The 7,952-nt window shown below is 70.6% G+C and carries 9 protein-coding genes; 3 read left to right on the top strand and 6 right to left on the bottom strand.

All coding sequences use genetic code 11. The annotated features are described in order from the left end of the window. The first annotated feature begins 131 nt into the window (after positions 1-131). Entirely contained in the window at positions 132-659 is a 528-nt protein-coding gene (locus ACFXA3_RS27550) for a hypothetical protein (RefSeq protein ID WP_385191096.1), read from the top strand. Further along, positions 659-1,198, top strand: a complete 540-nt coding sequence (locus ACFXA3_RS27545) for a Pycsar system effector family protein (protein ID WP_385191094.1) — start codon at positions 659-661, stop codon at positions 1,196-1,198. Before ACFXA3_RS27550 ends, ACFXA3_RS27545 begins: the two co-directional genes overlap by 1 nt. Before the next feature lie 125 nt (positions 1,199-1,323). On the opposite strand, the gene ACFXA3_RS27540 is transcribed toward ACFXA3_RS27545, so the two are convergent. Then, the gene (locus ACFXA3_RS27540; RefSeq protein ID WP_385191092.1) at positions 1,324-2,358 is read right to left on the bottom strand and encodes a serine hydrolase domain-containing protein; all 1,035 of its coding nucleotides are present in this window, start codon (positions 2,356-2,358) and stop codon (positions 1,324-1,326) included. A 201-nt stretch (positions 2,359-2,559) separates the two neighbouring features. Here ACFXA3_RS27540 and ACFXA3_RS27535 point away from each other — a divergent pair, with 201 nt between their 5' ends. Next, the gene (locus ACFXA3_RS27535) at positions 2,560-3,582 is read left to right on the top strand and encodes a phosphotransferase (protein ID WP_385191091.1); all 1,023 of its coding nucleotides are present in this window, start codon (positions 2,560-2,562) and stop codon (positions 3,580-3,582) included. Here ACFXA3_RS27535 and ACFXA3_RS27530 read toward each other — a convergent pair. Genes ACFXA3_RS27530 through ACFXA3_RS27510 form a run of 5 tightly spaced genes read right to left on the bottom strand, consistent with a single transcriptional unit; the run spans position 3,579 to position 7,777 of the window. Next, positions 3,579-4,664, bottom strand: coding sequence for a glycosyltransferase (locus ACFXA3_RS27530; protein WP_385191090.1), 1,086 nt, complete (start codon positions 4,662-4,664; stop codon positions 3,579-3,581). The two genes, ACFXA3_RS27535 and ACFXA3_RS27530, sit on opposite strands and share 4 nt — an antisense overlap. Further along, positions 4,661-5,275 carry a hypothetical protein gene (locus ACFXA3_RS27525; protein WP_385191089.1) on the bottom strand — a complete coding sequence of 205 codons (615 nt, stop codon included), beginning with the start codon at positions 5,273-5,275 and terminating at the stop codon, positions 4,661-4,663. The genes ACFXA3_RS27530 and ACFXA3_RS27525 overlap by 4 nt, the downstream gene beginning before the upstream one ends. Further along, entirely contained in the window at positions 5,272-6,168 is an 897-nt protein-coding gene (locus ACFXA3_RS27520) for a PIG-L deacetylase family protein (protein ID WP_385191087.1), read from the bottom strand. The genes ACFXA3_RS27525 and ACFXA3_RS27520 overlap by 4 nt, the downstream gene beginning before the upstream one ends. After that, positions 6,165-6,896: a glycosyltransferase gene (locus ACFXA3_RS27515; RefSeq protein ID WP_385191086.1), complete on the bottom strand. Its 732-nt coding sequence runs from the start codon at positions 6,894-6,896 to the stop codon at positions 6,165-6,167. The genes ACFXA3_RS27520 and ACFXA3_RS27515 overlap by 4 nt, the downstream gene beginning before the upstream one ends. 11 nt (positions 6,897-6,907) lie before the next feature. Next, positions 6,908-7,777, bottom strand: a complete 870-nt coding sequence (locus ACFXA3_RS27510) for a phosphotransferase (RefSeq protein WP_385191084.1) — start codon at positions 7,775-7,777, stop codon at positions 6,908-6,910. Positions 7,778-7,952: the final 175 nt, after the last annotated feature.

The raw sequence follows: 7,952 nt of genomic DNA, 5'->3' as shown, positions 1-7,952 counted from the left end.
CATAAAGCCTTTCGCGCGGGCTCCCCGATGGCGCCGGCACCGTACCCAACCGTGGGCGCGCCGGGGGGGGCGCCCACCTTGCGGCCGCCGCCCCCCGGCTCATCGACCAGGCCATCCGTGGAAGTGCCGGTTTGCCAGGTGCTTCGGATCCTCTTCGACAGCCGCCGATCCTGTACGGGACCGCCCAGGTCGAGCCTCCTGGTCAGCATAGGAGCATCGACGGGACGGGCCTGACCTACTGGTTCCTGGATCCTCCAGCCGGCCTTCTACCGGCTTCAAGCCATCCTGCCGAACTCCTCCTTCCGCCGGGCTTCGGCGAGGCCCACCGCGAGGCGTACCGCTTCTACCGCGAGGTGGTTGCCGGCGGGCCGGTCGGTCTGGCGGCGCTCTGGCTGCTCCACCATCCCGACCAGGCCAGGGAGGTGCTCGACTGGACGGTCGCTCACGACAAGCTGCTCACCGAGCGGGACGGATGGGAGCGGACGTTGGCCGCGACGCTCCAGGGGCTGACGAAGGAGGACCGGGGCTTCGTCGGGGTGAACCTGGCGCGCCTCCTCAGCGAAGTCGGCTTACCTCAGGGCGATGAGGTCCTGCGCAGGATAGGTGACTCGGGCGTACCGCACAGCGGTATGAACGGCTTCCACGGAGGCACGCCGTGATGTGGGCTCTACCGTCTCGCCTCGCCCATCTGAGAACCCGGCCCGAACACCATGCCTCGGACGCGGACCACGTGGTGGTTCTGTCGCGAGAGCTCATCGCGCAGAACTATCTGGAGATCGGCCGGGCCGACGGCAAGGCAGCCGTTCTCCTGGCTACTGGGGGAACACTCTTCGGTCTCCTTCTTGTACGGCGCCCCCTCGATGCCTTGTGGGCCGGCCCCTTGTGGTGGGCGGCAGCGGCCACCACGACCGGGGCGTTGGTCTTCCTGCTCCTGGCTCTTGCCCCGCGCCGTGGGGCGAGAGCCAGCGAGAGGCACGGCCTCCTCGCATACTACGAAGACGTGGTGCGTGCAGACACGCGTGCCGACTTGTCGGCTGGGCTCAGGCGGGACGGCTCAGATCCGCAGCCCCGGCTACTCCGTGCGCTGACGGAGACCAGCAGGATCGCCCGAGCCAAGAACCGCTGCGTGCGGTGCGCCATTGTCATGCTGCTACCGGCGATCACTGCGGCCTTCCTGGCCGTTGCGTTCGGTCGCTGACCAGCCTCGAACGGGAGGTTCGGTGGTGACGTACCTGTACCCGCAAGGCGTTGCTCGGCTACGTCGTTCGGCATCGCCGTGATTGCGTTGCGGGGGACCGTAGTGCGGCGCGCCAACGGACTTGGCTAGGCGAGCAGAGTGGCCCTGAACCTGTTCCGGATCTCGGTCAAGGGTCCGCGGTCGCGGGTGAAGTAGATCTTGTTGGTGAGTAGGACAGCCCAGCAGTTCCGGGCTCGGCTGACCCACATGCCAGTTCCCGTGAAGCCGTAGTGGACCCAGATGCCCTCGGTGGGGTCGGTGCCGGGGGCGGGGTGCCAGAAGAGGCCGCGGGCGGGGGTGAGGTCGCCAGTTTGGATGCGGAGGGATTCCTTGATCCAGGTTGGGCCGAAGGCTGCTTGGGCGGGGGCGAGCATGTGGCGGAGGAAGAGGGCGAGGTCGTCGAGGACCGAGAATGTGCCGGCGATGCCGCAGACGCCGTCGAGGAGGCGGGCGGAGAAGTCGTGGGCGGTGCCCTTGAGGCGGGTGCCGGTGGTCTCGTCGTACTCGGTGGGGGCGCAGCGGGCCGCCTCGGCGTCGGGCAGGGAGCCGAAGCGGGTCTGCGTCATGCCCAGGGGGTTCCAGATGCGATCGGTGGCGAGTTGTTCCAGGGGCTGGCCCGAGAGGTGCTCGGCGAGGTAGCCGAGGACGAGGGCGGCCCTGTCGGTGTACTCGACGGCTTCGCCGGGCGGGCGGTGGAGGGACTCGTGGAGGACGCCGTCGCGGATGTCTTGGGGGTCGGTTCCGTAGAGGTTCTTCAGGTTGGCGCGCAGCGGTAGGCCGGCGGTGTGGGTGAGGAGGTGGTGGGCCGTGGCCTGGGCGAGGGGGTGGCCTGCGACTTCGTCCCAGAAGGTGCCGAGGGGGGTGTGGAGCTGGAGTTTGCCCTCTTCGGCCAGGGTGCCGATCGTGGACCAGACGGCGAGGATCTTGGTGAGGCTCGCAACGTCGAAGACCGTGTCCAGCCGCATCGGCTCGTCCGGGTGGTCGGGGTCGAGGCGGCCGACGGCTCCGCTGGCCTGGATGCCGTTGGCGTTCCCGACCGCCCACACCGCGCCGGGGTAGACCTCGTCGCGTACGCCGGTCTGGAGGAGGTCTTCGATTCGGGCGGTGGAGGGCGTCGTCATGGTCTCCCGATCGTCGTACGGCTGGGGTGGTCCGTCGGTCAGGTTAGTGAGACGGCCGGGGCGGATTTAGCTTCGCCACGGGCGGAGTCAGGTGAGCTGGTGGTCGAAGGGGATCTCGGCTCGGATCTCCCCCAGATTCTCTGTGGGGACCTGGGTGACGAATTCGAGTGCGGGATTCGACGTCGGCGTACCGTGCTGGGGGTGACGGATACGACTCGAGAAGATGGTCTGGCGGCAGTGCTGCCCGCTCTGTCCGACGCGTTCGGGCTGGGCGCGGTGAGTGATCGGCGGTTCCTTGCCCACGGCCTGATGAACCGGAACTGGCGGCTCGTGACGGCCACGGGAGTGTACGCGCTCAAGGAGATCACCGACGTTCCTCTGCCAAAGGTCCGTAGGAACCTCGCGGTCCTCGTGGACCTGGCCCGTGAGGGCATCCCGGTGCCGGCGCCCCTGTTCGACGCCGGTGGTGACCTCGTGGTGGAACTCGGTGGTCACGGCTACTGCGTCCTGCCGTGGGTGGACGGTGAGCACCTTCAAGGGACGGACCTCCCGCTCGACCAGGTCCGCGATCTCGGTGCTCTTCTCGGCCGCCTGCACGAGGGCTTGCGGCGGAATGGGCCCGGCCCGGTTCCGGAGCAGGCACCGGTTGCGAAGGTCCGCGAAGTGGCTGAGGCCGACCAGGCCGCCGCTGCTCTAGCGAGTCGCCTCCCGGCCGATCCGGTCACCGACTTGGACAAGGCCGCCGCTGAGGCCCTGCACAGCCGCCGAGGCCTCCTCGCCCGGTACGCCGGTGCCCGACCGGACGGCGAGGTGCCGGCCGGGCCGTACGGGTGGACGCACGGCGATTTCCAGTACCGCAACTTGCTGCGCCGCGACGGCCAGGTGGTGGCGGTACTGGACTGGGACCGGCTCGGTGTCCGTCCGTACGGAGAGGAGGTTGCGCGGACCGCGCAGGTGCAGTTCGGGGTAGGTGGTGTCTTCGACCTCGACCGTGTTGCCGCCTTCTGCTCCGGGTACCGGTCCGTGATCGATCTATCTGAGGGCGACCTCGCCGACGCGGTGAAGCGACTGTGGTGGAAGCGGCTGACCGACTTCTGGCAGCTGGAGTTCTACCTCGACCGCCAGGACCCCACCTTCGGCGAGATGTTCCTGACGGACGAGGCACTGCTGAACTGGTGGACCGACCGCGCCGACGAGGTGCAGGCCGCCTACGCAGCCAGTTAGCCGGCGGCTGCTGTCGCCGGGATGAGCCCGGCGGCAGCAAGCTCGGGCAGGCACGGCCGGACCAGCGGCGCTGCCCCGGCGCGGGCCTTCGCGCCGAGGTCGGCCCGGTCAGCCGTCTCGATCGCCCGCACCCAGGCGTCCACGTCGTCGGGGTGGAGGATCACTCCGCCGTCCCCGACCGCCTCGGGAATGCCGCCACGGGACGAGCCGATCGTGGGGACGCCGTGGAGCCCAGCTTCCACGATCACCCGGGGGAAGGCGTCCTCGACTTGGGAGGGCACGAGCAGCAGGTCGTTCGCGGCGTAGATCGGGCTCATGGCGTAGGTGCGGGGGACCCAGTGCACGTTCGGGTGCGCGGTGAACTCGCCAGCCGTGTCCCACCAGCCCTCGACGAGGGTGAACCGGAGGGTGGGCAACCTGCGGATCAGCTGGTGCAGGAGGGCCGCGCCCTTGGCGGGGATGGGGTTGACCATCAGCACGCCGCTGGGGACGTGACCTGATGTGCTGCGCCCTGCGGCGGGGAGGGCCCCGGCGCCGTCGGCCGGCGCGAACGGCGGGTCGAAGACGACCACCTTCGTATCGGCCTGGGCCTGGGCCCGTCCGGCGACGAACTTCGACGTGACGAGGGCGACGTGCGGTCGGCCGTGGAGGACGCCCATGCTGTTGGCCGAGACCGAGTGCAGCCATCCGGCGACCCGAGAGGACCGGCGGGCAAGGGCGGCGAGCTCGGCCGCCCGTTCCTGCGAGGTCACCACCAGCTCCGGCCGGACCTCAGCCAGGAGGCCCCTCAGCGTCGCTTCCACCCTGTCCTGCGGCACGGCCCGGCACGAGACGCCGTTCCACCGGTAGCGGACCTCCCCGCCCGTCTCCTCCCACACGGTTCCGTGGGCACGGAGGTGGGCGCGCAGGTGGCCGATTTGGGCGGACCCGTTCCAGGGGGCCTCGTGGCTGCCGAGGTAGACGACCCGCCAGCCGGCCCGGACGAACTCTTCCGCCATGAGCTGCTGGGAGACCTCGGCGCCCCCGATCAGCAGCGGTGGCGGGGTCCGCCGCCATGCGAACAGCACCGTCGGGCCGGTCACCGGCCACCCGCCCAGTACGTGAAGAGGGCCTGTACGACGGCGGCCGTCTCCTGCCGGTCGCCGTCCCCGGAGGCGACGGCCAACTCCGCAGTCGCCGGGCTGCGGACGGGGCGGCAGAAGTAGTCGCGGAAGTGCGTCAGGAAGGCGGGGTCGTGGAGGAAGTAGTCGGGCTCGACCTCGTGGTGTCCGGCCGCCTTGCGCCGCAGGTGCAAGAGCTCGGGCGTCACGTCCAGGTACAGGGTGTGGTCCGGCCTCAGGTGCGGCATCTCCTCGACCCGTCGGCATAGTTCCGGCAGGATGCCGAAGCCGTGGATCTCGTCCATGGCGTGGGCGTGGGCGAGGAGGGTGTCGACGGTCCGGTCCAGGACGACCAGCCCGCCATGCCGACGGGCGGCGCGCATGCGCTCGCCCTCGATCTCCATGAACGTCACGAACGCCTCCACCTGCTCGGCGGCGGACCGGGTGGCGGGGGTGGGGACGTCCTCGCGTCGCGCGAACGACTTCACGTAGCAGGGGAAGAACATCGCGTCCCGCATCGCCGGCACCCGGCGCAGCCGCCCCAGGGCGGAGGTCTTGCCCCCGTACGAGGGGCCTTCCAGGCCGAGGATCACCACGACCTCCCAAGCCGGTAGAAGCGTTCCGCGAACTGGCCCCGCGGACGGCCGTCCGGGTCGGGCAGCAGATTGGCGGCGACGGTGTGGGCGTGCCGGATCGGCCGGTACATCTTTCGCGCGGGGTGCATCTGCGAGCCGTGCATGTGCAGCAGGGTCACCTTGTCCAGGACGGTGCCCGTGATGTCCTCCAGTTCCGGATCGAGGACGTCGCGTACCCGCTGCCGGAACAGCTGGCGGTCGCATCCGGACAAGGCGTATGTGGACCAGAAGGCGGCGTCCTCCCAGAACCACCGGCAGCCTAGGCGGCGCGCCGCCTCGTGGACGGCGAGGTGGTCCGGGTGGCGGGTGACGGCGGCCGGGGCGAGCAGTTCCGCGTCGTCCATCCCGTCCAGCACCTCGGCGAGCTCGGAGGTGATCCGGTCCACCTGCGCGGGCTCGGGTGCCCGGTACGGCTTCTCGGCGTCCTTGTGCCCCAGGCCGACCCGGGCCGCTCCCAGGGGTAACAGGGACTGGGCGGCTTCGCGGTCGCGGAGTTCGGAGACCGTCTCCAGGCTGTTGTAGGTGCTTTCGAGGGAGGGGTGGACACTGCGGGATCGGGTGAAGACGGTGACCACGGTCAGCGGTCGGGGGCGGGCGAGGAAGGTCCCGGAGGCGGACAGGACGAAGTCGTCGTGATGGGGTTCGATGACGACCACCGGCCGCCCGGACGGCTTGCGCGGCTCGATCCAGTACGGCGCGAGGGTCAGTGGCGCCGTCAGCGTCATGATCTCCTTGGCCCCGGTCAGGGAGTCCATCCAGGACCGGTGCGCGGTCAGGAGGTCGGTGGGGAAGGTGTAGATGCCGTCGGCGTCCGGAAGGGGAAGGCGGGTCACCTGAGGTTCTCCGATCATCGGACGGTGGTGGCGTACCAGTTGCGCCAGAAGCGGGGCGAGGTCAGACCGAGGCGGACGGTCAGCGGGTTCTGCCACCAGAGCATCCGGGCCGTGGACCAGGCGTCGTAGCGGCGGGTGGAGGGCCGCACCCGGAGGTCTTCGAGGACCGCGACCGGCCCGCCCGTGCGGCGGCCGTATGCGGTCAGTCGGGCGAAGAACTCCATGTCCTCGCTCATGAAGTAGTCCGGCCGGTAGCCGTGTATGGCCTTGAACGCGTCCCGGGTGCAGAACTGGTTGACTCCCTGGGCACCCCCGTGGCGGGCGCGGTGGTGGTCCCAGTAGGCGCAGAGCAGACGGGCCCCGAACCGGGCGGGGGTGTAGAGCGGTGGGATGGCCCCACCGACGGCCCCGGCGTCCATCGCGGCGACGGCGGCCGTGATCCCCTCCAGCGGTAGGGCCACGTCGGCGTCGACGAAGAACAGCATCCGGCCTTCGGCCTCGCGGGCTCCGCTGTTCCGGGCCAGGCCAATGCTACGGACCGGCTCCGTCACCACCCTGGCCCCCAGCTCCTTCGCGACGGTCGCGGTGTCGTCGGTGGAGGCGTTGTCCACCACGATCACCTCTCCAACGAGGCCGGAGAGGGCTTCCCAGGCGCGGAGGGAAGCGAAGACGGTGGGCAGGTAGCGGGGCAGGTACTCGGCTTCGTTGTACGCGGGGATGATCACCGAGAGATCGGGATCGGTCACGGCGCGGTCCTTCATGATCGAGGGGACAGGGCAAGGTGCAGGCGGGCCGCCCAGGCGTCGCGGTCGCGGGCCTCCAGGTGGGCGGCGTAGGTCCAGCCGCGAACGGCCTGGAAGGCCACATAGGCGTCCAAGAGCCGGGTATCGACGGGCCGTCCGTAGGCGGCGGCCATGAACACCCGGTCGGACGGCTCCAGGGCGTCGCAGGTCACGAGGGTCTGGGCGAGGTCGTACTCCGGGACCTCGACGGTCGCGGCCTCGAAGTCCACGAGGTAGTCGGGGAGGCGAAGCCGGCCGTGTTCGCCGGAGGTGAGGCGTAGGTCGTCTCCGCGGACCACGTTCTCCAGGTGGAGGTCTCCGTGGCACCACACCAGCCGTTCCACGCGGGCCCCGGCTGCGATGACTTCCAGGGCGGGCGCGAGCCGGACGAAGAGCTGTTTGGGGCAGTGGGTGGCAAGGGCGCTGACCTGCTGGCCGATGCCCGGCGCCAGGGGGACGCCGGGCGGGGCCTTGGTGCTGTGGAAGGCCGTCATCAGCAGGGCGAGCCGCAGCAGGGCCGCGGGACGTGGGATCTGCCCGGCCCGGACGGCGCGGCCCAAGGTGCTCGTTCCGGCATCGGCGGTGACCAGGGCGGAGACTGTCAGACCGGGAACGGGGCCGTGCCCGATTACGACCGGTACCCGCACCCGCCCGGCGGCGGTGACGGCGGCCAGGAGGCGGGCCTCGTCGGCCGCTCCGTGGGTGGTGTCGGCCGCGAACAGCTTGACCACCACCGGGCGGCCGTCGGCGAGACGGACGCGGTAGACAGCCGTCTTCGGCCCACGGCGGACCCGGACAGTCTCGGCCGGAGCCGACCCGGCCAGCTCCGCGCAGGCCCGCTCCACTGCCGGGAACGTGCCGCCGCCGGTCACCGTGCGCCCGCCCCGGCCAGATGCCGCAGGGTGCGGTGCATCTGCTGCCGGTAGGCACGTACGTCCTCGGTGCCAGGGCACGAGCGCATCCACGGCTTGTGGGCCCCGACGAAGTGCACCACGTGCCCGTCCCGGCGGGTGACCGGGC

Origin of the sequence: Streptomyces sp. NPDC059456 (assembly GCF_042750055.1) — a bacterium.
Taxonomy (GTDB): Bacteria; Actinomycetota; Actinomycetes; order Streptomycetales; family Streptomycetaceae; genus Streptomyces.
Note: the sequence above shows the minus strand (reverse complement) of the source record. Positions and strands in the feature narration are given on the sequence as shown.